The following is a 25,490-nucleotide window of genomic DNA, read 5'->3' as shown; positions in this document are numbered from 1 at the left end:
GGCGGACGCGCGAGCGGACCGCAGTTTATCGGCCTGGCGGCGAGAAACTGAAGGTGATTTCGGCTTTCGTTTTATTACGGAGAAAATCGCGTGAAAACTACGCGAAAAGCGAAGTGATATGCGTGGAATGCACGCCCCCGCATTGACCCTTTAAGAACGCGAACGCATGGCTGTTTTCATCGTCGCGTGTCACGTCAAAAACCGACCCCACTCGAAATCGACGCAGTCGGGCCGCATCGGAACTACGCCCGCGCCGGGGGTGAAGGTTAGCTCGCCAAAATACACATCATTGTTCGGCGCATACAGGTCGACGCGCACGTAATTGAAATCCGCGGAAAGCACGGCTGCGGTTTCCAGCATCAACTCGAGATTGTCGGGCGGCGGCGAGGGCGTCGCACTGCGAGCGTAGGGTCCGATGCCGACCTCGAGATGATTCCACTGCGCGTCGTAAACATCGCCACGGGTATCGTCTCCGAAGCGATCCGAGATCACGACGATGAACATTCTCGGCCTGCCTGCTTCGCCACCGAAGCAATGTACCTTGTAGTCGGCGGGAATCCGGCCCCGTGCGTCGAGCAGCAGATCTTCGAAGAAAATGCGTGGCTGGATCTGCCGGTAGTGACGTTCGCGCGCGATCTTGTAGAAGTCGGTAGACATCCATTGACTCGCGAGACACTGCAAATTTTCAAACGTGATCTGCTTCTTGTCCCTGACCACTTCGACAAAGCTGCTCCCGTGATTCGCCTTCATCACGAAAGAGTCCGGCAATGTATCGAAGACTGCTTGCGTGAATACATTCGGCGCAGAGATAAGCGGGACGAGATGTTTTTCGCCGACCTTGGACCGGACATATTCGCGTACCGCAAGCTTGTCGGACAAGGCGCCGTACCGCGGATCAGGCCGCAAACTGCGTTGCAGGATCTTCTCGTTGAAGGTCGTCGGTCGAAATAGTTTTGGGAAGCGGCCAACGTGCTTCCGGTGCAGAAGACTCAGGAAAATTGCATCGGGAAGAAGCTGCTTCGCACTGTCCTTCATCCGTCGAACCAGCGCGTCGGGTGAGCGGGGCATGGTGAGTCTCCCAACAATGACCTGTCATTCGTGAGTCGTCAGGCAGGTTCGCAGATAACCTGATTTTGTCTTCCGGATTCGACTGTCGGGCTGCTTTCACATCGTTCTAGCAGCGAGATTGTCGTGTTGCTACGGCGCCGCAAATTTCGCCTGAGCGTTTTTCGAAATGTCGCGCACCATGCGCGTGCACAAGTCTTCAGCAGACGAACACAGCCTTGTTGCGCTGAAGCATAGGCGCGAGAAAAGCGATTGGAAGCGGGTGGCACAAAACGAAGAGATATCGGCTGATTAGGTTGTACGTTTTGACTCTATGGAGGTGCGAGAGAAGTGCCAGGTAGAAATGTGACCGCATCGCCAGATGCGACTTGGAAGTTGGCGCGTCGCGATATTGCAGAAGGTATCTGCGAAATGAACCGGATTGGGGACGCAGAGGGAGTTCGCAAGCGTGCCCGAAATTAGTGCGGCTGCGCGCAATGATGCGAATTCAACAATTGCGGGCGCATGCGGGTATTACGCACTTGCCACGATGAGATGATTTTCCTGCGTAAATCCAGCCATATTTGGAAACGGACGTCCTGAAGTGCCAGGACGTCCGCTCTATTCCTAAAACCTTTCCTGCCGATTAGTGTTCGCCGCAATGCGTGCCACGATCGGCACCAGACGCGGATTAAACATCGGAATCGAGCTTTTCCGGCTTGATGCGCGGGCCACGATCGCATCGATCGTGACGCGCGCGACCGCGCGTTGTGCCCGTTTCGCGAAGTGCCTCATGCGACGATCGCTGACAGGGTGGCGCGCCCACACCAGCGCAGCGAACCAGCCGATCACCGTCCATCCGAGCAGGATGTTCACCATGGTCACCGCGAACGCATCTTCGCGTTCTCTTGCATCGGCGATGATCGACGGCGCGAGGTAAAGCATCACTGCGCCGAGGAACACTGCACCTTCGATAATTTTCAACATGTCGACACCTCGCTACAACCCTGGTCAACGAACCATTTCAGATTAGTGTTTCGAGTACAGGCGACCAGACGACCCAACCGTTTCGCGGCTACCGGATTCCGACGACGACGCGACCACGCCGCCATACGAATCGTTTACCGAACCCACTGCGCTGTTGTTGTGTTCCGCAGCGACGGTTTGCGCGCTCTGGCCTCGTTGCGATGCGGGCGCACCGACCGAAGGGCGATATGAAGGAGCCGGACCATAACCGCTGGCAAATGCCGGCGCGGCGATCGACGTGGCTGCTGCGACGAGCAATGCTGCAAGAAGTTTGTTCTTCATCATGACTCTCCAATCCAGTTTAAAAGGGTGCCGCGAGTCGGGTGAGACGTACGCGGCTGATGGATTGGAGTTTAGATGTTGCCTATCTTTTTTCTATACCGATAGGTTGAAATCACAATTGCTGTGAATCGAACAATGCTGTTGACGGTTGGCGTAAGGGCAAAAAAAGGGGCCGCTATTACGACCCCCTCCCGTCTAGCCGGGCAAGCCACCGTTCACGCAACCTTCAACACCACCCGGAACCGCGCCGCGCCGCTCATCATCCGGTCGTACGCTTCGGGCGCGCGCTCGAGCGGAAACTCTTCGATCATCGGCTTGACGCCGGACAACGCGCTGAACGCGAGCGTGTCCTGCGAATCGGCGGACGTGCCTGACGGCCATCCCTGAATCGAGTTGCGGCCCATGATGAACTGCGCGATCGGAACCTCGACGGGTTCTTCCGAAATGCCGACCATGATCAGCTTCCCGTTCAGTCCCAGGCCGCCGACTGCCGCGCTCATGGCCTTGCCGCTCGTGACCGTCGCGAGAATCACCCTGGCGCCGCCGAGCTTCGCGAGTTCTTCGGGAATACTCTGCGTTTTACTGTCGATGTAGTGGTGTGCGCCGAGTTGTTTCGCCAACGCGGCCTTGTCCTGTCCACGAGCGATAGCCACGGTGTTGAAGCCCATCTTGCGCGCGAACTGCACGCCGAGGTGTCCGAGTCCGCCGATACCGAGAATCGCGACCACATCGCCCGCGCGAGCGCCGCTATTGCGCAACGCGTTAAACGTGGTGATCCCTGCGCACAACAACGGCGCTGCATCCGCGTCGGACAGATCGTCAGGAATACTCGCAAGCGCTTCGACCGGGGCGACGACGAATTCCGCATAGCCGCCGTCGTAGCTGATGCCGGGCACCTGGGCTTTTTCGCAGAGAACGAAGTCGCCTTGGCGGCAACGGGCGCATCGTCCGCAATGGCCGCCGTGCCAGCCCACGCCGACGCGCTGTCCCACTTTCCAGCCTTCCACGCCCGAGCCGATCGTGTCGATGACACCGGCTATTTCATGGCCCGGTACGCGTGGAAATTGCAGACCCGGCCATTGGCCCTCTTTGGTCAGCGAATCGCTATGGCATATTCCGCACGCCTGAACCTTGATGCGAACCTGCCCTTCGCCGGGTTCGGGAACATCCAGTTCGACGAGCTTCAACGGACCTCCCGCTTCCGCTACCTGTACCGCCTTCATTCTGGCCATGGACTTCACCTCGCTGGTCGTCGTCATGATCGGCATTCTGAAGGGATGGACCGGTTGCTTCGCCATCCCGCAGCGTTGATTGAACACGCGCAAATGCAGCGCCGCGCTTCACGCGCGTCGATGTCGCCTGTTGACCATAGTTGATAAACAGACGGAATCCAACCTGTCGAATCGCGGCCGATGGGCTCAGTCGCGCCGGTGCATCGCGCTAATGACGAAACGCGAAGTGGGAGGCGGGATGTGGCTCATCGCTGGTTGCCGTGCGTTTGCATGCAGGCAATCCGGCGCAACGGCGAGTCAGTGCTGACCCGCGTTCAGCAGCATCCAGATTTGCCGCGTGGGCGGGCCGGCGAGCACTCGCACGAAGGCGCCGCGGCATCGAACGCAGGTGTAATGCTCTTCGACTCGCGTCTCCCCCGCAGCGCCCATGCCGTTGAGTGAAAGCTCCGGGTGCGGAGCGTCAGTGGAAGGTTGTCCGTAGAGGTCGGCGCACTTGGCGCAAGGTTGAATCCAGAGGTCCATCATCAGATTGCCAGTAATTGCGGCCGTTGCCGACCAGATTTGCAGGTTGGTGCAATATATACGTCCTCGTTCGAAACGGGTCAGAAAAAGGCGCGCGATGCGTCAACTCACCACTGAATCGGAAAGTAAAAATACCATGCGCATAGAAGAAATCATGACGCCGCGAGTCGTCACTGTCGGATTCGACGACACGTTGGCGTCAGTGAAGGGGATCTTCGATGCCGTGAAGTTTCATCATCTGCTGGTTGTTGAAGATGGTGAACTTCAGGGCGTCGTGTCCGATCGCGATTTGCTCCGGGCGATGAGCCCGTTTATCGGAAGTGTCGTAGAGACACAGAGGGATGTTGGAACCCTCGGTAAGAGGGTGCATCAGATAATGAGCCGCAAGCCGGTAACGTTGCGGCCCGATGCGAGTGTGGAAGAAGCGGTCAGGCTTTTTCTCGCGCACGAGATTTCGTGCATTCCTGTGGTCGATGAGAAGTTTCGGCCTGTGGGTATTGTGAGTTGGCGCGACATTCTGCGAACCATGGGCGGTGAAGCCAATAGCGCCCCGGCGGATGTAGCTTAAGAAAGCGACACTCATTCCGCAACGGGCGATATCGATGCGTCGATATCGCCCGGACAACCATTCGCTTCAGGAATTCGCCTGCCCGGCGCGGCACGAAAATCGACGGCGGGACGCCTTCGGCGTGTCCTCGACCTCGACCACGTTGCGCCACCAGCGCTCGCCCCGATGCGGCGCGGCGAGATCCAGCCGCTCGCCCATGCGCGGCGTCGACAGCGTGATGCCGCGTGCCGCCGCGAGGCCGATCACGCGCTCAAACGGCTCGTACCAGCGATGCATCGCCAGATCGAATGTGCCGTTATGAATCGGCACCAGCCAGCGGCCACGAAGATCGACGTGCGCCTGCACGGTGTCGTCAGGCTGCATGTGGACGTACGGCCATTGGGCGTCGTAAGCGCCGGTCTCGACGAGCGTGACGTCGAACGGACCGAGACGCTCGCCGATCGCCTTGAAGCCGTCGAAATAGCCTGTGTCGCCGCTGAAAAACACCCGCAAGTCCTGATCGACGATCACCCATGACGCCCACAACGTGCTGTTGCCGTCGAACAGACTGCGGCCGGAGAAGTGTTGGGCGGGCGTCGCGGTGAACGTCAGTCCGTCGATTTCCGCGCTCTGCCACCAGTCGAACTGACGCACTTTTTTCGCGTCGATGCCCCATTCGATCAGCCGGTCGCCGACGCCGAGCGGCGTCAGAAACACGCCCGTCGTGGCGGCGAGCGCGAGCACCGTGTCGCGATCGAGATGGTCGTAATGATCGTGCGACAGAATCACGCCGCGCAGCGGCGGCAAGTCGGCCAGCGCGATGGGCGGCGCGTGAAAGCGCTTGGGACCGAGCCGCCGGAACGGCGACGCGCGTTCGGCGAACACCGGATCGGTCAGCCAGAATTCTCCGCGCAGCTTGAGCAGCAGGGTGGAATGTCCGAGCCGGTACAGGCTGCGGTCGGGCGCGGCTTCGAGTTGCTCACGGGTCAATGAGTCGACCGGGAGCGCGCCTGTCGGCACGGTGCCGGACGGCTTCCTGAACAGCATGTTCCACATGATGCGCAAGGTCTTGCCGAAACCTTCGACCGGACGCGCCCGGGCGTTGCGAAAGCGCTCGCCGTCATGTTGCGCCGACGTGTGCGACAACGCGCGCCCGCGTTTCGCTGCGGTAAAACCCAGAGTACGGCCGAGGAAATCGCTGAACGAAGTCATGAAACGTCCCAAAGCGGAAAGTAGACTTGGTAGTGTAGTTTATCGTCGGGAAAAGTAAACTGCCTGGTGTAAAATTTAAAGATGGAACCGACTCTCCCCCATCAACGGCTGACCGATCGCAAGCGCCTTGCGGTGATCGGCGCGGCCACCGAAGAATTTCTCGCCGCCGGCTTCGACGCGACCAGCATGGATCGCATCGCCGCGCGGGCGAACGTCTCGAAACGTACGGTCTATAACCACTTTCCGAGCAAGGAAGCGTTGTTCGCGGCAATCCTGCAGCAGTTGTGGGACGCAAGCCACATGGGCGATGCGCAGTCTTATCGCGCGGATCAGCCGTTGCGCGCGCAGTTGCTCGAATTGCTGTCGCGCAAGCTGAGGCTGATGAATGACGAGGCGTTTCTTTCGCTTGCGCGCGTGGCGATCGCGGCGGGCATCCATTCGCCCGAACGCGCGCGGGACATGGTTGCGCGAATGGGCGAGCGCGAAGAAGACCTGACGGTATGGATTCGCGCGGCCGCTGCCGATGGACGGCTGAAGGCAGCCGATCCGGTGTTCGCGTCGCAGCAGTTGCAGGGGCTGGTGAAGTCGTTCGCTTTCTGGCCGCAGGTGACCATGGGACAACCCGCACTCAGCAAAGCGGAGCAGAAGAAGGTTGCCGAATCGGCGGCGGACATGTTTCTCGCGCGCTACGAGTAAGCGCGTGGCAGGTCGGCTTGCAACGGTGGATTGCGTGACTACGGTCCGAGCTTTTCCATCAGGAAGTCGACAAAACTGCGCACCCGCGACGATAGATGCCGCGCATGCGGATACAGCAACACGAATGGCCGCGAACAACCGCCATAGGGAATCAGCAATTCCTTGAGCGAGCCTTCCGCGATGTCCTTGTCGACGATAAAACGATAGGTCTGGAAAAGGCCCGCACCGTGGCGCGCGAGCGTCACGCCCGCCAGCACGTCGCCCGACGCCGAGCAACCGCCGCGTGTCGTCAACTCGGTCACTTCGTCGTTCAATTTGAACAGCCACGGCAGATTGCGCCCGGTACTCGGTAACGCGTATTGAATGCAGTCGTGATTCGCCAGATCGTCCGGGGTTTTTGGTTTGCCCGCACGCCGCAGATAAGCGGGCGATGCAACCACCACCAGTTCCGCATCCTCGATCGTGCGCGCGATCAGACCTGAGTCGCTTGGGGCACTTCCGCGAATGGCGAGATCAAAACCTTCGTCGGCGAAATCGATATTGCGGTTGCTGAGGTGCGTCTCGACCGTGACGCCAGGAAAACGCGCGCGAAATTCCGCCAGCAGTGGTAGCACGCGATAGTGGCCGTACGGTGTCGGCATGCTGATCCGCAAAACACCGCTGGCGGCGGTTTGCTGGCCGGTCGCTTCGCGCTCGGCGTCGGTGAGCAGGCTCAGTGCCTGCCGGCATTGCTCGAAGTACCGCCGTCCTGCGTCGGTCAGGCGGATCTGGCGGGTGGTCCGCACAAACAGGCGTACGCCGAGCCGCTCCTCGAGTCGCGCGACCGAACGGCTCACGGCAGCAGGCGTGACGCTGGCGGCATTCGCGGCGACGGTGAAACTTTCGAGTTCGGCGGCAAGGCAGAACAGTTCGATGCTGCCCAGAAGAACATCTTCAAATTGGCGCTGCATGGATTCGGGCGATCTGCGGTAGCGCGCTTGTCCGGCCTCGGCAGATGGCGCCAGGTACGGCCACGAGACGAACGCAACGGGCGGCGCGGGTCGCTTCGCTGCGTAACGAGGGTCCGGACAGAATATCAGGACGCTGGCCGAGCGAACGCTATGCGTGCAGCGTCGCGTGCAATCGGGCGACATGGCGGAATCCAGTATCGCGGGCCTGGCTTCATGGCCCGCCACGCCGGAAAGGGCGCCACGCGGTGTTGCGGGGCGCCCTGTTCCCATTCAACGCCGATCGGATGGCCGGATCAGCCAGGCGTCGAATTGCGCTGCTTGCGATACGTCTCGACCGGCAGGCCGCCCCAGCCCCAGTTCTCCATCTCCACTTCCTGAATGACGACGAACGTCGCTTCGAGCGGCTTGTTCAGCACATCGAGCAGCACCTGGCTGACGCCTGCGATCAACCTGGCTTTTTCGTCCGCGGTGACGGAATCGTTGCCGGGTTGGGACCCTTCGCGGGTCACCTGAATGGTGACGATAGGCATGTCGTTCTCCTGTGCCGTCGGTTGATGGAATCTGATGTCGAAGTCGATCAGTGGCCCGCGCTCTGGCCGCCGTCCACGTGCAGGATTTCGCCTGTCACGAAGGGCGCGGCATCGAGATACAGCACCGCGTTCACGATATCGCTCATTTCGCCCATATGTCCCATCGGATGCAGCGCGCCCAGCGCCGCGTGAGTCTCCTGCACGTGCATCGGCGACTTGATGATGCCTGGCGACACCGCGTTGGCGCGAATCCCCCGCTTTGCATACTCGATGGCGAGCGACCGCGTGGCCGCGTTCAATCCGCCCTTGGTCAGCGACGCCAGCACCGACGGTACGCCGTCGATCGCCTGGTCGGCGAGCGTGGTCGTGATCGTGACCACATGGCCGCTCGCGTTCTTCTCCATCTCGGCAATGGCCAGTTGCGTGATGTGGAAGAAGCCGGACACGTTGACGCCGATAGCGGCTGCGTAATCCTCAGCGGTGTACTGCGTAAAAGGCTTCGCGATGAAGATGCCCGCGTTGTTGACCAGCGTATCGATACGGCCAAAGCGGGCGACCGCTTCCGAGATCACGCGACGCGCGGTGGCCGGATCGGCGATATCGCCCGCGATGCTCAGGATGCCGGGATCGTCCGACGGCTTCACCGACCGGGCGGTGGCGACAACGCGGTAATCGAGCTTGCGGAACGCGCTGACCATTTCTGCGCCGATGCCTTGCGACGCGCCGGTAACGACAACGACTTTGTGTGATGTGCTCATGATGAATGCTCCAGACGGGTAGACGAGTACTTGGGATCAGGTGCGGATCGGGCCATCGGCTCCGATAGGTATGAAATCTAGGCGCATTGGCGCTGGTTTCGAATACCCGCCATGGACAAACAGTCTTTCGTACCAGGTACAAGTGAGTTGAGGAGCAGAGCGGCGCGGCCTCATGGATGCGTACTGGCAAACCCATGCGATTCGGCTTCACTGCAAGTAGATCACCGGCGAGCCGTCCGATGATTTTTTCAGCGACAACCGCCCGGAACGCAACGTGCCCGGCTACTATCCGATGCGTGCGCGTAACGGCCCTTATAGTTGGGCACATGCAGCACAATCGTTAAAATTTTTCAGGAATATTCGATGAAGCTTTATTACTATCCGGGCGCGTGTTCACTGTCGCCGCATATCGTCGCGCGAGAGGCGGGTGTAACACTGGAACTGGAGAAGGTAGACATCAAAACGAAGCGCACCGAAAGCGGCGCGGATTTTTTGCAGATCAACCCGAAGGGCAGCGTACCCGCTCTGCAGTTGGACAACGGCGAGTTGCTGACTGAAGGACCGGCAATCGTGCAGTACCTCGCCGACCTCAATCCCGAAAGCGGACTGGCGCCCGCAAACGGCACGCTTGCGCGTTACCGTCTTCAGGAATTGCTGGGCTTCATCAACTCCGAGTTGCACAAGGGCTACTCGCCGCTGTTCAACCCCGCGACGCCGGAAGCCGTGCGCGCGGAACGGAAAGAGGCTTTGCACAAGCACTATTCGTTGCTGGAGCAGCGCCTCGCCGAACAGCCGTGGTTGCTCGGCGACGAGTTCTCGGCGGCCGACGCGTATCTGTTCACCGTGACCAACTGGGCCGGTCATGTCGGTCTGGACCTGTCGCGGTTCAGCGCGATCGCGGCATTCCAGCAACGCGTCGTGACGCGCGCGCCCGTTCAGGCCGCGATGAAGGCAGAAGGGTTGATTGCTTGATCGACCGATTAGCGGTGTAGCGGCATGGGAATCGCTGGCGACGTGTAGTTCGACGCAGGGCGATTCTCATCGACATCAAGTACAAGACAACGGGACGATACAGTGACGATTTCCACAACACGCCGCAGCGTGGCCTTCGGTCTGCCTCTTCTACTCGGAATGAGCATGGCCGCGCCGCTCTTCGCCGCCGAGTCTCCAATAGCCGATATCGAACGTCGTTATGGCGGACGCCTTGGCGTATTCGCTATCGATACCGGCTCCGGAAGAACGCTCGCCTATCGCGCCGACGAGCGCTTTCTGATGTGCAGCACCTTCAAGGGACTTTTGGCCGCACAGGTACTTTCACGCGTGGACTCGGGCAAGGAAAGTCTCGAACGTCTCGTGCATTACACGGAGAAAGACCTCATCTTTACTTCGCCGGTCACCAAGGCCAATGTGATGCGCGGCGCAATGTCAGTCGGCGCTCTTTGTCAGGCGATCGTCGAAGTGAGCGACAACACGGCGGCGATCCTGTTGATGAGAAGTGTCGGCGGTCCCGAATCGTTGACCCGATTTGCGCGAAGTCTTGGCGATAACGTGACGCGCTCTGACCGCTATGAGCCAACGTCGAATGCCTATAGCGGCATGCTGGATACGACTACGCCACGAGCCATTACCACGTCTGCCAGCCGTATTCTTCTGGGCGATGTACTGAGCGTTCAATCGCGTCGTCAACTGGAAGCGTGGATGGTTGCCTGCAAGCCTGGCCTCAACCGTATTCGCGCTGCTTTACCAGCGGATTGGCTGGCCGGCGATCGTCCCGGCACGAGTGTCGAAGAAGAAACAAACGACTACGCAATCGTGCGGCCGCCAGATCGTGCGCCGCTTCTTGTCGCTACGTATTACGATGCACCTGGCGTCAGCATGGAGCTTCGCGAGACCGTGTTGCGCGAAGCCGGTCAGGTCTTCGTGAAATGGGCGGGGACGAGTGCCTGACGATCTTTCGATCAGGCCGCCGCCTGATCCTCGTCGGGTTCTTCAGTTAGCTCATATCCGGGACGCGCCTTGAGCCACAGGCCGAAATCCCGCATGACTTCGACGACGGGCCTCAGACGTTGACCGTCGTCGGTGAGTTGATATTCGACTTTCACCGGCACTTCCGGAAATACGGTCCGCTGGATAAGCCCGGCCTGTTCGAGTGCGCGAAGATCCAGTGTGAGCATGCGCTGCGATATGCCGTCGACGTCTCTGCGCAAATCGTTGAAACGTTTCGGCCCGTCCAGAAGATACGAAACAAGCAATAAGCGCCAACGTCCGCCGAGCAGGCGCATCGCTTCTTCAACGGAACAGCCGGTTGCACTTCTTTTCATCGATCCACCTTCACCCAGTATATTTTTTGTGCCTACCGCACAAACTTCTGCCTTCTTCTCTTTTTGTTCCTGCCGCGCCATATTAGCCGCGTTGCCACGAAAGCGCGTGGCAAATGCCAATCGTCATGCACAGGAGAGAACACATGAAGTTGTATCACGCACCGGGCAGTTGCTCACAAGCGATTCGAATCGTCCTGGAAGAAGCGGGAATAGAAGCGCAATTGATCAAGGTGGATGCACGCAAGCATCTGGTAGAAGACGGTTCGAACTATTACGACGTCAACGCGCTAGGTTATGTGCCGTTGCTTGAATTGGACGACGGCGCGCAATTGCGCGAGGGACCTGTGATTGCGCAGTACCTTGCCGATCAGCGGCCCGAGTTGGAGTTGGCACCCGCGCCTGGCACGATGGATCGCTATCGGCTTCTCGAATGGTTGAATTTCCTGACCTCTGAAATTCACAAGGGCTTTATTCCATTGCTGTATGCCGTCGCCGCCGGCAAGTATGTCGATACAGCCAGGCCGAAGCTCGAAAGCCGATTCGCATGGGTCGACCGGCAGTTAGCGGGAAAGGAGTTTCTGATGGGCGGCAAGTTCACGATTGCCGATGCCTATCTTTTTTCGCTAACGGGTTGGGGCCGGGCTGGCTGGATGAAATCCGTTTATAACGCGGACATCGATCTGACGCATCTCCGTAACCTGCAAACCTGGTATGAGCGGATAAGAAGTCGGGCGGCAGTGCAACGTGTGCTGGCGGTCGAGGGAATGCTGGGCTAATCAGTCAGAGCAAAGAATTCCCGCCAGCAACGCTTCGAAGACTTCGCTTCGCTCTTTGGCTTTGTCCGAATTCGCTTTCGACCATGCACCGATCACCGCCGCCTGTTGTTCAAGCGGGAGGCGTCTGAACATGTCGGCCCCAAATTCCCGTATGAAATCGTCGCCATGCAGATGAGTCAACGCATTGGCCGACAAAAGGTTGCCCGGCGCATGCGGATTCACCCGCACTCCATTGACAAAATAACCGACAGCCATCGCGTACCCCTCCGTGGGTTGATGGAAGCATCATAGGTCCGAGAAAAATAAGTCAATTTTCGATTGAAAGAGAGATTGCTCTAATAGTCACGACCGTTGCGGTTTAAATATTCAAACGGGAAAAGCAAAATCTATGGGTGTTGCTACACGGAAAATGCGGGAGTTTTTTAATCGTCCGTCTAATTTTTGATGCAACGTCTGCAACGACGTAGCGCAATCGCTCCTGTCGATTGGCATCCCGAAGCAGAATCCTCAGGCTGCAAACACCGTTTCGTGTTGCGAGCGCTTGCGGCACCCGCCCCCAACTCTTGGGCCACGCAGCGCGAACCGGTTTTCCCGATGCTGTTTTAGATCGAGCAACCTGGGTGTAGCCGACGTCAGAATCCCTGACGTCGGCGAACCGCGCTGCGCTCTGTAATCTGACGAAATAAAAGGGCCACGTCCGCATTTTTTCGCCGGCGATGGCGAAGACGCGCCACACTATTCCGGCATCACCAACCCGACCACACCCGCTTGTTTCGCCCCGGCAAGCGCTGCTCGCCGTTGGTCGCAGCCGCTGCTCAAAACCGCAGCACGCAAGCCCGTAGCCCCCGCTCGGCGTGGCTTGCGGGCCAATCCACAAAAGTGCCATTGAATGTAACTTTTGTGTAGGGACGCGCGACCCGTCCTCCAATATTCTTACCCTATCGAGACGATACGTCCGGCGCTGGTGTCTTCAACCGGTTGCTGGCGACGACTAATCCACAGGAGAGGATGTTGACCAAGAAAGTCCCGCTCAAAATTGCAATCGCTGAGCATCCGCATACGTCTGCCATCCGTAACGGTTCCATCCCCATTGAGGGCGTCGACGCCGAATTCGTGACCGTTCAGCCGCAAATCGGCGCGTTTCGCCGGATGGTGCGCGACGTCGAATTCGACGTCTGCGAGCTGGCTCCGACGACCTATATCATCGCCCGCGCTTATGGCGCGCCGTTCGTCGGTCTGCCGATTTTCGTGGTTCGCCGCTTCCACCACGGCGGCCTGCTGGTTCGCCCGGATGCGGGCATCAAGCATCCGAAAGACCTCGAAGGCAAGAAAGTCGGCGTGCGTGCGTACTCGGTTACGACCGGCGTGTGGACCCGTCAGGTGCTGATCGACGAGTTCGGTCTGGATTCGTCGAAGGTCACCTGGGTGGTCGATGACGAAGAGCATGTTCAGCAACTGAAGCTGCCGGAAAACGTGATTCATGCGCCGGAAGGCAGCTCGCTTGCCGAAATGATGGCGTCGGGCGAACTGTCGGCAGGGTTTGCCGCTGCAGCCGGTATCGGCCGCACGGGCGCGCCGACGGGCGGCTGGAAGGAAGTCGAAGCGGACTACCCGGACCTGCTGCCGAACGCGACCGAACTCGAAACCGAATATTTTGCACGCACCGGCGTTTATCCGATGCACGGCACGATCGTCGTGAAGGACTCGGTGCTGGCCGAGCATCCGTGGATCGCGAAGTCGATTTACGACGCGTTCGCGCAAGCCAAGAAAGAATGGCTGGTCCGTCTGGATGCAGGCGAAGCGACAGCGGCCAGCGACAAGAAGTATCTGGAACTGCGCAAGATCGTCGGACACGACCCGCTGCCGTACGGTCTGCAGGAAAACCTGAAGACGATCGAGACGCTGGAAGCGACCGCATTCAAGCAAGGTCTGACGCCGCGCCGCATGGCGATCGACGAACTGTTCGTTGATCCGCTGGCGAAGTAAGCCGCCGATTCGAACGCAACAAGATGCACTGGGCCGGAGCGAGGGTGGATGCCTTCAGCGCCGGTCAAATGAGACAAGCTGCATAGGACCGGAGTCAGCGCTGAAGCGCTAACTCCGGTCGACAGGAGACACCATGATTATCGATTGCCACGGTCACTTCACGACCGTTCCCGCGTCGTTTCGCGCATGGCGCGCGAAGCAGGTTGAATTTGCCAACGACCCCGCCAACGCACCGTTGCTCGACGGCGCACGTGTCAACGACGACGAAATCCGCGAAGCCATCGGCAATGGTCAACTGAAGCTGCAACGCGAACGCGGCAGCGACCTCACGCTGTTCTCGCCGATCGCCGGCCTGATGAGCCACCACCTCGGTAACGAACGCACCAGCCTCGAATGGGCCCGCGTATCGAACGACCTCGTGCATCGCGTGACCGAACTGTATCCGGACAACTTCGCGCCGGTCTGCCAGTTGCCACAATCGCCGGGCGTCGCGCCTGCGAACAGCGTCGCCGAATTGCGCCGTTGCGTCGAGGAACTGGGCTTCGTCGGTTGCAACCTGAACCCGGACCCGAGCGGCGGCTACTGGACCGGCACGCCGGTGACGGACCGTGAGTGGTATCCGATGTACGAAGCGCTCGTCGACCTCGACGTGCCCGCGATGATCCACGTCGCTGCATCGTGCAACCCGTGTTTCCACGGTACAGGTGCCCATTATCTGAACGCGGACACGTCGGTGTTCATGCAGATTCTGCAATCGGATCTGTTCAAGGATTTCCCGACGCTGCGTCTGGTGATTCCGCACGGCGGCGGCGCAGTGCCTTATCACTGGGGCCGTTATCGCGGCATGTCGCTGGAAATGCGCGACCGTCCGCTCGAAGGTCTGCTGAACAATATCTTCTTCGACTCGTGCGTGTATCACAAGCCGGGCGTGGAACTGCTGACCAAGGTGATTCCGTCGGACAACGTGCTGTTCGGCTCGGAAATGATCGGCGCGGTTCGCGGCAAGGATCCGGCAACGGGTCAGTACTTCGACGACACGAAGCGTTATATCGACGCGTGCGAGGCGCTGTCGGAAGAAGACCGCTACAAGATTTTCGAAGGCAATGCACGTCGCGTGTATCCGCGACTCGATGCACGCCTGAAGGCGCAAGGCAGGTAAGCGCGAGAACAGGCGGCTAGCAATGCGGCTCATAAAGCGGTCCGCGAGGGCCGCCTGTCAACCCGACAAGCACAGAGACACTCATGACAATCGTTGATATTCACCCGCACATCATCTCCGACAACGAATCGCTGTATCCGCCGGCACCGTTGTTCGGCAAGCGTTCGGACTGGTCGAAGGAGCGCCCGACTACCGTCGAGACGCTGATCGAATCGATGGACGCAGCCGGTGTCGCGAAGGCCGCCGTCGTGCATTCGTCGACCACCTACGGCTTCGATAACAGCTACGTCGTCGATGGTTGCGGTCAATACGCCGATCGCCTCGTGGCAGTCGGTTCGGTCGACGTGCTGCAACCTGACGCACCGGAGAAGATCCGCGAATGGGTCAAGCGCGGCCTCGCGGGCCTGCGCCTGTTCACCGGCGGCAGCACGAAGGAATTCGACCCGAGCGAACTCGACGATCCACGCTCGTTCGAAGCATGGGAATTGTGCGGCGAACTCGGCCTGCCGATGTGTATCCAGACCGGCCCGATCGGCTTGCCGCAAGTGACCGCGCTCGCCAAGCGCTTCCCGAACGTCGCGATCGTTCTGGATCACCTGGGTCGTCCGGAAGTCGCCGATGGTGCGCCGTACGCGAAGGCACAAAGCCTGTTCGATCTGGCTCCGCTGGAAAACATCTACATGAAGCTCACGCCGCGCATTTTCGGCGACGTGAAGAAGGAAAAGGCCAGCGCGGAAACGTTCTTCCCGCGTGTGGTCGAAGCCTTCGGCGCGCAACGCATGGCGTGGGGTTCGAACTATCCGACGTCGCCGGGAACGCTTGCGGAGATTCTCGCGACCGCTCAGGCAGGTCTCGCCAGCCTGAGCGAAGAAGATCGCGCGTGGATCTTCGGCAAGACGGCACAGAAGCTGTACCCGGCTCTGGCCTGATTTACCGCTGTATCCGGGCCGGCCATTCGAGGCGCTGAAGCAGGCGTTTTGCAGAATTGGCCGGCACGCAGAGTTCAAACAAACTTAAGAGAAACAAGCAGATGGAGACAAGAAATTCTGTGCGACCCGGGATGGCAAGCCGCTGGGCCGTACTCGCGCTCCTTGCGCTTGGCGTGCTGATTTCCTTCGTCGACCGAACCAGTATTTCGTCGACGCTGGCGGACCCAGGCTTCGTTCAACATTTCGCGCTGACCGACATCGACCGCGGCTGGATCAACGCGGCGTTCTTCTGGTCATACGGCGTATTTCAGGTTCCGATGGGCTGGGTGGCCGACCGCTATGGCGTGAAATGGCCGTACGCGATCAGCTTCGCGCTGTGGTGTATCGCCACCGCGTTGATGGGCGCAGTGACGGCGCTCGCGAGCCTCGTCGTGATGCGGTTGATCATCGGCATGGCCGAAGCGATTGTGATTCCCGCGAGCTATCGCTGGATCCGCAACAACTTCGACGAAAGCCAGAACGGCCTCGCCGTCGGCATTCTCGCGATGGGCAACAAGTTCGGTCCGGCGATCGGCGCACCGGTCGGCGCGTGGTTCATCGTCAACTACTCGTGGAAGATGATGTTCATCGCAACCGGCCTCGCCGGTCTGCTCTGGCTCATCCCCTGGCTGCTGATGGTGCGCAACGACCTGCCGACAAAAGCTGCCCTCACGCAGGCCAACCGCAGCGCCCGCACGGTGACGTTCGGCAGCATTCTGTCGAGCCCGGTGGTGTGGGGCGGCATGGTCACCAACTTCTGCTACGGCTACTTCACGTTCTATTGCATGACCTGGATGCCGTCGTATCTGGTCGAGCAACGTGGTCTGTCGATTACGCGCTCCGGGCTCTTCACGTTCTTCAGCTTCGCCGGCATCGCCATCGTGGCGGCGCTCGCGGGCTGGGCGGCCGACCGGATCATAGCGCGCGGCCATAACCCGATCACGGTGCGCAAGGTATTCACGATCGCGGGCTTTATCGGCGGATGCACGGTGCTGTTCGGTGCCTACGCGCCGACCCTGCAGATGGCGCTGTTCTGGAATGTGCTGTCGCTGTCGCTGCTCGGCTTCGTGACCGCGAACAACCTGGTGCTGTCGCGTCTCACGCTGATCCCGAAGCAGACCATCGGTCTCGTGACCGGTGTGCAGCAACTTGCCACCAGCCTTGCCGGTGGTGTGGCGGCGAGCCTCTCGGGCTGGCTGCTGCATGTGAGCGGAAGCTACGACCTGCCGATGATGGTGATCCTCGGATTCCTCGTTGTCGGCGCACTGGCCACGGCAATTCTGTACCGCCCCGAATGGGCCCCCAAGGTGACCGAGTCCCACGGATCGCTGCGGCGAGCCTGAGTAATCACGGCCTGGCCGGCATAGCCTGGATGGCTGACATACCGGCCTTGTTGAACACACTAATTCATTGAGAAACGTAAATGGCGAAGATCGTATTCGGGATGGCCGTGCCGCACAGCGGCATGCTGGGGCAAGCACCTGAGGACTGGCTCAAGAACGGGGAACGTGACCGCAACAATCCGGAACTGTGGTTCCGTAACCGGACATGGACGTATCCCGAACTTGAAGCGCACCGTGGCGCCGCATTCGAAAAATTCCTGACCATCGAGGAACGCACTGCACGCGCTGCGCGCTGCCGTACCGCACTCGACAAGATGGCCGAAGCGTATCGCGCAGCGGACGTGGATGTCGCGATTATTCTGGGCAAGGACCAGAAGGAAATCTTCACCGACTTCTCGCCGTCGATCGCGATCTATACCGGCCAGGAAGTACACAACGGTCCGCCGCAACGTTCGGTGTACGCGCCGGACCATCACGTCACGCACCAGTGTCATCCGAAGCTGGCGACGTACCTGATCGATCATTTCCAGCGCGAAAACTTCGATCTGACCGATCTGTTTGCATGGCCCGATAACGTGTGGATGAAACCGCTGCCGGAATATCCGGTCGTGCCGCACGCATACAGCTTCGTGTATCACCAGATCATGGGCGACAACCCGCCGCCGCACGTGCCGATCATCATGAACTGCTTCTATCCGCCGACCCAGCCGTCGATGGCGCGTTGTATCGATTTCGGCCGCGTGTTGCGCGATGCGATCAATGCATGGCCGGACGATGTGCGCGTCGGCATCTTCGCGTCGGGCGGCCTGTCGCACTTCGTCAACGACGAAGAGTTCGACCACAGCATCATGAAGATGCTGGGCGACTACGACTACGACGGCCTTGCCGCAGTGGACAACCGCTCGTACCAGTCGGGCACGTCCGAAATCAAGCTCTATGTGAGCGTGATGAAAGCGGTGCAGGAAACCGGCGCGGAAATGACGCTGGTCGACTACGTGCCCTGCTGGCGCACGGCCGCGGGCACTGGCGAAGGTATGGGTTTCATGTATTGGAAAGCGGCCGACTGATCGCGCCACGCTGACCCTACGCACCAAATTTACGAGAGAGAAAGACCATGAGCGACACCCGCCTCAACAGCATCATTCGCGCCTTCGAATCGGGCAAGACTGCGTACACCGCGTTTTCGAAACTGGACAAGCAGAACGCAATCGAAATGAGCGATGCGCCGTACGACGGCATCGTCTTCGAAATGGAGCACAACCCGTACGACGTGTCCGCTCTCGGCGATGCGTTGCAGTACATGCTGAACCGCAAGCAGATCGCCGAGTCCGGTTCGGTGGCTCCGCGTGTGACGCCGATTGCGCGCATCCCTGCGAACGGTGTCGAGATGAATCAGGCGTTTGCGAAGCAGGTGCTCGATCGCGGTGCTTACGGTGTCGTGTGGCCGCACGTCGCGACCGTCGAGCAGGCATATAACGCGGTCGCATCGTGCCGCTATGCACGTCCGAAAAATGCGCCGCTGTATGAGCCGAAGGGCGCACGTGGCGACGGTCCCGCGACGGCCGCGCGCTACTGGGGCTTGAGCATGGCCGACTACTACAAGAAGGCCGACGTGTGGCCGCTCGCCCCCGAAGGCGAAATCCTCGTCGGCCTGATGTGCGAAAGCACCGAAGCCATCGACAACCTCGACGACATCCTGTCGAACGTGCCGGGCATCGGCTTCATCCTGATCGGCGAGGGCGACCTCAGCCAGCAACTCGGCCTGCCGCGTCAGTACGAACATCCTGAAGTGCTCGACGCGATGCGCCAGATCGTCGAGACCTGCCACAAGCACAACGTGGTGGTCGGCAATCCGCACACGACCGCGAAGAATCACGACCGTCTGGTCAAGGAAGGCTACCGCTTCCTGATGTCCGCGCCGCAACGCAGCTATGGCGTCGTCGGTGCAGCACGCGAGCTGGCGGGGTATTAAATGAACGGAGCCGAAAGCCTGGTCCAGACGCTGACAGCGCAGGGCGTCGATATCTGTTTCGCGAATCCCGGCACGTCGGAGATGCACTTCCTGAAGGCGCTGGAGAATCCGGCGATGCGCAGCGTGCTGTGCCTGTTCGAAGGCGTCTGCACGGGCGCAGCGGACGGCTACTACCGGATGAAGGGCACGCCCGCGTCCACGCTGCTGCACCTGGGGCCGGGCCTCGCGAACGGGCTGGCCAACATCCACAATGCGAAGCGTGCATCGTCGGGGATGGTCAACATCGTGGGCGAGCATTCGGCTTCGCATCTGAAGTACGATCCGCCGCTCACGTCCGATATCGAAGGGCTCGCGCGTCCGTTGAGTCACTGGGTGCGTCGTGTGGAGTCGTCGCATACGGTCGCGTGGGATGTGGCCGCTGCGGTGTCGAAGGCGAGCGAACACGTCGGCCAGATCGCGACGCTGATCCTGCCGGGCGATGCATCGTGGCAGGAAGCGGGTGAAGCGGTCGTGCCTTCGCGTGCGGTGACGTCTGAAAAAGCAAAAGCGCCTGATGTCGCACGCGTCGAGCACATCGCGAAGGTGCTGCACTCGGGCGAGCCGACGCTGATCGTGCTCGCCGGTCATTCGACCAAAGGCCGTGCGGTCGAACTCGCGGGCAAGCTGAAGGCGGCCACCGGCTGCCGTATCGCGACGCAGTTCTTCAGCGCGCGGATCGAGCGCGGTGCAGGGCGCGTGACGCTCGAACGCATTCCGTATGCGGTCAATCAGGCGGTCGACTATCTGAAGGGCTTCAAACACATCATCACGGTGGAAACCACCGAGCCGATCGCGTTCTTCAGTTATCCGGACAAACCGAGCCTGCTGAAATCAGCGGGTACCAGCGTGCATGAACTGGTCGAAATCGGCGAGGACGGTGTTGCAGGACTGGAGATGCTGGTCGAAGCCGTGGGCGCATCGAACGCGAAAGCGGTGCTTCAGCAACGCGCCGATTCCACGCCGCCGACCGGCGCACTCGGGCCCGCCAGCATCGCGCAGGCACTCGCCGCCGCGTTGCCGGAGAACTGCATCCTCGTCGACGAATCGCTGACCACGGGCCGCGAAACGATGGGCTTGACAGTCGGCGCGGCGCCGCACGATCTGATCAACAACATGGGCGGCTCGATCGGCTACGGCACACCGGTTGCCACCGGCGCGGCGCTCGCGTGTCCGGACCGGCGCGTGTTCTGCATGGTCGGCGACGGCAGCGCGATGTACACGATCCAGTCGCTGTGGACCCAGGCGCGCGAGAACCTGAACATCACGACGATCATCTTCGCGAATAACAGCTACGCGATCCTGAAGGCCGAGTACGCGAACATGGGCGCGGGTGCGCCGGGCGAGCGCGCGCTGGCGATGATCGACATCGACCGTCCGCGCATCGACTGGCTCGCGATGGCGAAAAGCATGGGCGTGCCCGCTGTTTCCGTCGATACCGCCGAAGCATTCCACCAGGCCATGGCGAACTCGGCGAACGAGTCGGGCCCGTGCCTGATCGAGGTCAGGCTGTAAATCCAATCAAGCTTAAGGACCCCCATCAATGACAACGAACTTCACCGGCGTGCCGACGCTGCGCACGAACCTGGCCGATTACGCGGTCACGAAAGCGATGAAAGACGGCCGCGTCAGCTCAGATATCGTGAACCTCGATTTCTGCGGCCCGACGCCCGCGCACAACGGCTTCAAGGCGATGGTGCGCGAGAATAAATTCGACGCGGGCGAACTCGCGATCGTCACGTTCCTGCAGGCGAAGGCGTACGGCAAGCCGTACGTGCTGCTGCCGACGCCGATCTCGGGCCGCTTCCAGCATCACTGTGCGGGCTACAACCTCGACTTCGGTCACCTCGATCCGAAAGATATCGAAGGCAGGAAGGTCGGTGTGCGCACGTACACGCAGACCACGGCGCTGTGGATTCGCGGCATTCTGCGTCACGAATATGGCGTCGATCTCGACAAGGTGCAATGGATGACGCTCGGCGACGGTCACCTCGCCGAGTACCGCGATCCGAATAACTGCGAGCGGCTGCCGGCCGGTTCGTCGATCCCGGAGATGATGCTCAAGGGTGAACTGGCCGCTGCGCTGCTCGGCGAAGACATGCCGAAGGACGAGCGCGTGCGCACGCTGGTGCCGAACGCGCAGGCGGCGGCGAAAGACTGGTTCGCGCGTGAAAACGTGGTGCCGATCAATCACATGTTCGTCGTGCACGAAGACGTGTCGAAGCAGCGCCCGGATGTGGTGCGCGAGTTGTACCGGATGGTGGTCGAGAGCCGCAATCTCGCTGAAGGCGTGCCGGCCGTGTTCCCGCCGATCGGGCTTGAAGCGAACCGCAAGGGATTGCAGCTTGCGATTGATTGGGCGCTGGATCAGAAGATCATTCCGCATCGTCTTTCGGTCGATGAACTGTTCGACGATGTAACCGGAAGTCTCGGCTAAATGCCGCTGCCGTCCAGAGAAATGCAGGAAAAAAGTGGTAATACGCAAGAAGTCGAAGTAAGGAAGAAAACCATAACGCGTTGACTAGAATAGCGACGCAGGAGGCCGTTGAGCGGTGTAGTCCGCCGCTCAACCAAGCATAATTAACGGAGGCATTTCGCTGTGTATTTAAACTCGTCTTTGAAAAAGCTCCTGGCTTATTCGGCCATCGGGGGCACGTGGATTGTCATCTCGGCAGGCGCGCAGGCCGCGACGCAAACTGCTACCCAAGGCACGGCATTGCTCGACCGCCTGGGCCCGGTGACTTCCGATCTGTATGTGGCGAATGCCGACGGTAGCGACGAACACAAACTGCTGCAAACTCCCGGCTTCGACTACCACGCTTCTTTCTCGAAAGACGGTCAGTGGATCGTCTTTACGTCGGAGCGCGACGGTTACGGCGAAGCGAATCTGTATCGCGTGAAAGTGGACGGCACCGATCTGAAGCGTCTGACCGATCACATCGCCATCGACGACGCGGCCGTTGTTTCCCCCACCGATCCTAATGTCATCGCCTTTGTTTCATCGCGTCGCGGTGAAGACAAGTTCGGCACGACCAACATCTGGACGCTGAACATCGCGACCGGCGCGCTGAAAAACGTCACCGGCGATATCAAATTCGATCCGAGCAAGCCGCATAGCTTCTTCCGTCCGTCGTGGTCGCCGGATGGCAAGTGGATCGCGCTGTCTTCCGACATCGGCTCCGAGTGGCGCGGTCACAATCTGCCGGTCGGCTGGGAGCGTACGCAGGAAAGCAGCATCTACATCATTCATCCCGATGGCTCGGGCTGGAAGAAAGTGGCCAGCAACCCCGGCTTCGACGAAGGTTCGCCGTCGTGGTCGCCCGATGGCAAGCGCGTCGCGTTCTATGAAACGCCGGTCGAATCGACCTGGGGTGCGCACCGTCCTGAGTTGATCAACAAGGTCAGCTCGCAAATCGTCTCGGTCAATCTGTCGGACCTGTCGCGGACCCAGTTGACGTCGACGCCGGGCTTCAAGGTGTTCCCGCAATATATCTCGGACACCAACGTTGCTTATCACGTGAAGGGCGGCGAAACCGAAGGTCTGTACACGACCGCTGGCGCATTCCGTTCGACCGCGAACTCGGGTATCCGCTCGCCGCATTATTCGGCGGACGGCAGCAAGGTGGTTTACGAAAAGATCACGATGCGTCCGGCGCATCCGAACGGCACGCCGATGTTCAGCTTCGACCCCGCATGGAACTACCGTTATATCGACGTGTTCCCGCAATTGTCGGCGGATCACAAGAAGCTGGTGTACACGGAAAAGGCGATGGGCTCGTCGATTGCCGTCATCAATCCGGACTTCACCGGCTATCAGCGCATCTACGATCCGGCCAGCAGCGGTCTCGATCCGGACATGATCAAGAAGGGCCTCGCGGGTGCATTCCAGCCGACGTGGTCGCCGAATCGCGAGTGGGTGGCGTTCGGTATCGGCGACTGGTTCTTCACGCGTGGCATGGGCCCGGGCCGTATCGCACGGATCAAGGCGGACGGCAGCATGGACAACAAGCCGGAGATCCTGACCGACGGTTCGATCAATGCCGGTTTCCCGAGCTACTCGCCGGACGGCAAGAAGATCGTGTACCGCGTGTGGAGCCCGAAGGTTCAGGGTCTGCGCGTTCTGGATCTCGACACGCGCGAAACGAAGGTGCTGACGACCGAAGCGGACAACCTGCCGGGCTGGTCGCCGGACGGCAGCAAGATCGTGTTCACGCGCAAGGAAATCAACCCGACCGATCCGAACAAGTTCCACTACGACGTATACACGATCAAGCCGGATGGCTCGGACGTGACGCGTCTGACCACGCCGGGTGCGAACCAGGGTCACGCCGTGTGGCTTTATGATGGTCGGATTGGCTATAGCTCGGGTGTCTACGGTTTCCGCGACGAACTCGCGCTGTACGACAACACGTTCCAGCCCGACGGCCAGAACTGGGTGATGAATGCCGATGGCTCGGATCAGCACGCTATCACCGATACGCTGTGGGAAGATTCGATGCCGCTGTACGTGCCGAATCAGTAAGTTGGTTTGTGATGTGACGTAGTCAAAGCGCCGTGCGAGAGCACGGCGCTTTTTTTTATGGCGATTCAGTCTCGCTTAACACGCAGGCGACGACAAACAAAAATGCCCGCGAGAGTGGGACTCGTCGCGGGCATCCGGGTACGTCGAACAAGCTATTTATTCACCGATATCAGCAGGGACGTCCCGCGCGTTCAGCCAGCCACGCAGGTGCGCTTTGAAGCGCGACAGGCCGCAGGAAACGATCCATCGCCGCATAGCCGACCGAGGTCGTGAACGGTTCCGTCGATGCGGGCCACGGGCCGCCGTGCTGCTGGCTGCGCGTCACGGCCACGCCGGTAGGCACGCCGCTGAACAGAACGCGTCCGGCAATTTGCGTCGCGCAGCGCGTGATTCGGCGCACGTCGGCGGAATCGTTTTCTGCGCCCCACAAGGTGACCGTCAAGCTTCCGCCGACAGCGTTGAGAACCTTGACGACTTCATCTGCCGACTTCACGCGCACGACCAGGCAGGCGGGACCAAAAACTTCTTCGCGCAACGCATGATCGGCGATGAAGTTCTCTGCGCTGGTTCGCGCGAGCAACGGACGTGGCGGCGCAGTGTCGTCGCCATTCGAGTCTGATGGCAGAACAGTTTGCACACCTGGCGTGCCAGTCAGACGCGCAACGCCCGCATCGAAGTTGCGCTTCATGCCGGGCGTCAGCATCGTGTGGGTCTTTTTTGTTTGCAGCGCATCGTGCAGCGCGTTCTCGAACCGGTCGGCGTCCGCGCCTTCGAACAGAACGACGACGCCAGGACTCGTGCAAATCTGCCCAGAACCGAATTCGATCGACGATGCCAGCGCTTGCGCCAGTTCTTCGGCCTGTGCGGCGAGTGCAGGCGGCAGTGCGATCACCGGGTTGATCGAGCCGAGTTCGCCATAGAACGGAATAGGCCGCGGACGCGCATTCGCTTCTGCCCACAATGCCGAGCCGCCTTTGTACGACCCGGTGAACGCAACGGCCGCGATGGCGGGATTGCGGACCAGCGCGACGCCCACGTCGATGCTCGCACCTTCGACGAAGCCGATCACACCGGCAGACAATTCCTGCATCGTCAGTACCGATTGCGCGAGTTCGAAAACGCGGCGCGACAGCTTCGGATGACCAGGATGCGCCTTCACTACGACCGGGCAGCCGGCGGCAAGGGCGGACGCGGTATCGCCGCCCAGAACCGAAAACGCCAGCGGGAAGTTGCTAGCCGAGAACATCGCGACCGGTCCGAGCGGAATGCGCACGCGAGTCAGATGCGGACGTCCTACGGGCGGTGCGCCTGCGATGGCTTCGTCGTCGGTCAGCGAGAAGGCGCTGCCTGCTTCGATATGGTCGGCGAATCCGTTGAACTGGAACGCGGTGCGGTCGAGTTCGCCATTCAGTCGCGCGGCGCCCAGCGAGCTTTCTTCATCGGCGAGGCGGACCAGTTCTTCGCGATTGGCGACCAGCACAGCGCCCAGTCCACGCAGAAGTTCTGCGCGCGTTTGCGCGGATGACTGAGCCCAATCGTCGGCTGCGCTCGCCGCCGCCGTGACGGCAGCCTGAATCTGCGCGGCGGTGTATTCCTGAATCTGCATGA

General features: G+C 60.4%; 25 protein-coding genes. 14 read left to right on the top strand and 11 right to left on the bottom strand.

What is annotated here, in order from left to right:
* Window positions 1–189: 189 nt before the first annotated feature.
* The 4 genes from ABH945_RS20160 to ABH945_RS20145 form a co-directional block, all read right to left on the bottom strand.
* The gene (locus ABH945_RS20160; protein WP_429251681.1) at window positions 190–1,068 is read right to left on the bottom strand and encodes an ATP-grasp fold amidoligase family protein; all 879 of its coding nucleotides are present in this window, start codon (window positions 1,066–1,068) and stop codon (window positions 190–192) included.
* 603 nt (window positions 1,069–1,671) lie between these two features.
* Window positions 1,672–2,031 (bottom strand): superinfection immunity protein, encoded by a 360-nt coding sequence (locus ABH945_RS20155; RefSeq protein WP_074770687.1) that lies wholly within the window; start codon window positions 2,029–2,031, stop codon window positions 1,672–1,674.
* Window positions 2,032–2,073: 42 nt separating this feature from the next.
* Window positions 2,074–2,352 (bottom strand): hypothetical protein, encoded by a 279-nt coding sequence (locus tag ABH945_RS20150; RefSeq protein WP_429251680.1) that lies wholly within the window; start codon window positions 2,350–2,352, stop codon window positions 2,074–2,076.
* A 215-nt stretch (window positions 2,353–2,567) separates the two neighbouring features.
* Window positions 2,568–3,584, bottom strand: a complete 1,017-nt coding sequence (locus tag ABH945_RS20145) for an alcohol dehydrogenase (RefSeq protein WP_429251929.1) — start codon at window positions 3,582–3,584, stop codon at window positions 2,568–2,570.
* Between the two features lie 658 nt (window positions 3,585–4,242).
* On the opposite strand from ABH945_RS20145, the gene ABH945_RS20140 reads away from it, so the two are divergent.
* Complete coding sequence (locus ABH945_RS20140) at window positions 4,243–4,674, top strand: CBS domain-containing protein (protein ID WP_429251928.1); 432 nt, start codon at window positions 4,243–4,245, stop codon at window positions 4,672–4,674.
* A gap of 66 nt (window positions 4,675–4,740) precedes the next feature.
* Here ABH945_RS20140 and ABH945_RS20135 read toward each other — a convergent pair whose 3' ends face one another.
* Entirely contained in the window at window positions 4,741–5,865 is a 1,125-nt protein-coding gene (locus tag ABH945_RS20135) for an MBL fold metallo-hydrolase (RefSeq protein WP_429251679.1), read from the bottom strand.
* A gap of 81 nt (window positions 5,866–5,946) precedes the next feature.
* Here ABH945_RS20135 and ABH945_RS20130 point away from each other — a divergent pair, with 81 nt between their 5' ends.
* Window positions 5,947–6,561, top strand: coding sequence for a TetR/AcrR family transcriptional regulator (locus ABH945_RS20130; RefSeq protein ID WP_074770679.1), 615 nt, complete (start codon window positions 5,947–5,949; stop codon window positions 6,559–6,561).
* Window positions 6,562–6,599: 38 nt separating this feature from the next.
* Here the strand turns inward: ABH945_RS20130 and ABH945_RS20125 are convergent, their stop codons facing one another.
* From ABH945_RS20125 to ABH945_RS20115, 3 genes are all read right to left on the bottom strand, one after another.
* Window positions 6,600–7,511, bottom strand: a complete 912-nt coding sequence (locus ABH945_RS20125; protein WP_074771236.1) for a LysR family transcriptional regulator — start codon at window positions 7,509–7,511, stop codon at window positions 6,600–6,602.
* Window positions 7,512–7,804: 293 nt separating this feature from the next.
* On the bottom strand, window positions 7,805–8,041 hold the full coding sequence (locus tag ABH945_RS20120) for a tautomerase family protein (RefSeq protein WP_429251678.1): 237 nt from the start codon (window positions 8,039–8,041) through the stop codon (window positions 7,805–7,807).
* A gap of 47 nt (window positions 8,042–8,088) precedes the next feature.
* Window positions 8,089–8,799, bottom strand: coding sequence for an SDR family NAD(P)-dependent oxidoreductase (locus ABH945_RS20115; RefSeq protein ID WP_429251677.1), 711 nt, complete (start codon window positions 8,797–8,799; stop codon window positions 8,089–8,091).
* 363 nt (window positions 8,800–9,162) lie between these two features.
* Here ABH945_RS20115 and gstA point away from each other — a divergent pair, with 363 nt between their 5' ends.
* Window positions 9,163–9,771: a glutathione transferase GstA gene (gene gstA / locus ABH945_RS20110; protein ID WP_429251676.1), complete on the top strand. Its 609-nt coding sequence runs from the start codon at window positions 9,163–9,165 to the stop codon at window positions 9,769–9,771.
* A gap of 165 nt (window positions 9,772–9,936) precedes the next feature.
* Entirely contained in the window at window positions 9,937–10,746 is an 810-nt protein-coding gene (gene bla, locus ABH945_RS20105; RefSeq protein WP_429251675.1) for a class A beta-lactamase, read from the top strand.
* Between the two features lie 11 nt (window positions 10,747–10,757).
* Here bla and ABH945_RS20100 read toward each other — a convergent pair whose 3' ends face one another.
* Window positions 10,758–11,120: a winged helix-turn-helix transcriptional regulator gene (locus tag ABH945_RS20100; RefSeq protein ID WP_074770669.1), complete on the bottom strand. Its 363-nt coding sequence runs from the start codon at window positions 11,118–11,120 to the stop codon at window positions 10,758–10,760.
* A 143-nt stretch (window positions 11,121–11,263) separates the two neighbouring features.
* Here ABH945_RS20100 and ABH945_RS20095 point away from each other — a divergent pair, with 143 nt between their 5' ends.
* The gene (locus tag ABH945_RS20095; protein WP_429251674.1) at window positions 11,264–11,896 is read left to right on the top strand and encodes a glutathione binding-like protein; all 633 of its coding nucleotides are present in this window, start codon (window positions 11,264–11,266) and stop codon (window positions 11,894–11,896) included.
* Here the strand turns inward: ABH945_RS20095 and ABH945_RS20090 are convergent, their stop codons facing one another.
* On the bottom strand, window positions 11,897–12,151 hold the full coding sequence (locus ABH945_RS20090; RefSeq protein ID WP_074770665.1) for a hypothetical protein: 255 nt from the start codon (window positions 12,149–12,151) through the stop codon (window positions 11,897–11,899).
* 753 nt (window positions 12,152–12,904) lie between these two features.
* On the opposite strand from ABH945_RS20090, the gene ABH945_RS20085 reads away from it, so the two are divergent.
* The 9 genes from ABH945_RS20085 (at window position 12,905) to ABH945_RS20045 (ending at window position 23,882) form a co-directional block, all read left to right on the top strand.
* The gene (locus ABH945_RS20085) at window positions 12,905–13,882 is read left to right on the top strand and encodes a PhnD/SsuA/transferrin family substrate-binding protein (RefSeq protein WP_429251673.1); all 978 of its coding nucleotides are present in this window, start codon (window positions 12,905–12,907) and stop codon (window positions 13,880–13,882) included.
* Window positions 13,883–14,015: 133 nt separating this feature from the next.
* Window positions 14,016–15,041, top strand: a complete 1,026-nt coding sequence (locus ABH945_RS20080; RefSeq protein WP_429251672.1) for an amidohydrolase family protein — start codon at window positions 14,016–14,018, stop codon at window positions 15,039–15,041.
* Between the two features lie 83 nt (window positions 15,042–15,124).
* A complete protein-coding gene (locus ABH945_RS20075) occupies window positions 15,125–15,970 on the top strand; it encodes an amidohydrolase family protein (RefSeq protein WP_074770658.1) in 846 nt (281 codons plus the stop codon).
* A 131-nt stretch (window positions 15,971–16,101) separates the two neighbouring features.
* Complete coding sequence (locus ABH945_RS20070; protein WP_429251671.1) at window positions 16,102–17,352, top strand: MFS transporter; 1,251 nt, start codon at window positions 16,102–16,104, stop codon at window positions 17,350–17,352.
* 80 nt (window positions 17,353–17,432) lie between these two features.
* A complete protein-coding gene (locus tag ABH945_RS20065; RefSeq protein ID WP_074770654.1) occupies window positions 17,433–18,419 on the top strand; it encodes a protocatechuate 3,4-dioxygenase in 987 nt (328 codons plus the stop codon).
* A 47-nt stretch (window positions 18,420–18,466) separates the two neighbouring features.
* Window positions 18,467–19,324: an HpcH/HpaI aldolase family protein gene (locus ABH945_RS20060; protein WP_074770652.1), complete on the top strand. Its 858-nt coding sequence runs from the start codon at window positions 18,467–18,469 to the stop codon at window positions 19,322–19,324.
* Window positions 19,325–20,875: an acetolactate synthase large subunit gene (locus tag ABH945_RS20055; RefSeq protein ID WP_429251670.1), complete on the top strand. Its 1,551-nt coding sequence runs from the start codon at window positions 19,325–19,327 to the stop codon at window positions 20,873–20,875.
* Window positions 20,876–20,903: 28 nt separating this feature from the next.
* Entirely contained in the window at window positions 20,904–21,797 is an 894-nt protein-coding gene (locus ABH945_RS20050; RefSeq protein ID WP_429251669.1) for a phosphate ABC transporter substrate-binding protein, read from the top strand.
* 180 nt (window positions 21,798–21,977) lie between these two features.
* Window positions 21,978–23,882 (top strand): hypothetical protein, encoded by a 1,905-nt coding sequence (locus ABH945_RS20045; RefSeq protein WP_253189778.1) that lies wholly within the window; start codon window positions 21,978–21,980, stop codon window positions 23,880–23,882.
* A 169-nt stretch (window positions 23,883–24,051) separates the two neighbouring features.
* Here ABH945_RS20045 and ABH945_RS20040 read toward each other — a convergent pair whose 3' ends face one another.
* A complete protein-coding gene (locus ABH945_RS20040) occupies window positions 24,052–25,488 on the bottom strand; it encodes an aldehyde dehydrogenase (NADP(+)) (protein WP_429251668.1) in 1,437 nt (478 codons plus the stop codon).
* Window positions 25,489–25,490 lie beyond the last annotated feature (2 nt).

It is taken from the genome of Paraburkholderia sp. GAS333, assembly GCF_050435665.1.
Classification (GTDB): domain Bacteria; phylum Pseudomonadota; class Gammaproteobacteria; order Burkholderiales; family Burkholderiaceae; genus Paraburkholderia; species Paraburkholderia fungorum_A.
The sequence above is the reverse complement of the archived record's forward strand: the minus strand, read 5'-3'. Positions and strand labels throughout refer to the sequence as shown.